This is a genomic window from Streptomyces sp. WELS2 (genome assembly GCF_013870595.1).
Classification (GTDB): Bacteria; Actinomycetota; Actinomycetes; order Streptomycetales; family Streptomycetaceae; genus Streptomyces.
Map to the genome: position 1 here is coordinate 1 of NZ_JACBWZ010001391.1, position 585 is coordinate 585.

Consider the following 585-nt stretch of genomic DNA (forward strand, 5'->3'; position numbering starts at 1 on the left):
GCAGAAGGCGAGGTTCCCGCACCTGAGGGACTACACCGCCTGGTCGGTGGACCCGCGTGACCGGGGCCGGGTGCGGGAAGCGGTCAAGGGTCAGCTGGTCGTCTCGCAGCGGGCGGAGAACGGTGCCGTGCTGGCGGCGACCGGTGTGCAGATCGCCGGTGTGCTGGACGACCTGTATCCCGGTGCCACGAAGGCGCGCCTCGGGCCGGTGTTCCACCACGGCCGGCCCACGCTGTCGGTATGGGCTCCGACGGCGCGGAGTGTGTCGCTGGAGCTGGACGGTTCGCTCAAGAGGATGCGCCGGGACGATGCCACGGGCGTGTGGTCCGTGACGGGGCCGGCGTCCTGGAAGGGCAAGCCGTACCGGTACGTGGTCAGGGTGTGGGCGCCCAGCGTGCGCGAGGTGGTCACGAACAAGGTCACCGACCCGTACTCGGTGGCGCTGACCGCGAACTCGGAGCGCAGTCTGGTCGTGGACCTGGACGACAGGTCCCTGGCCCCGAAGGGCTGGTCGGCGCTGCGCAAGCCGAAGGCGGTGCCGCTGCGGGACGCGCAGATCCAGGAGCTGCACATCCGGGACTTCTC

1 pseudogene is annotated in these 585 nt (G+C 70.8%); it reads left to right on the forward strand.

Going from position 1 to position 585, the window contains the following annotated elements:
• A pseudogene (locus H5J33_RS36550) lies at nucleotides 1-585 on the forward strand (DUF3372 domain-containing protein); the annotation flags it as partial.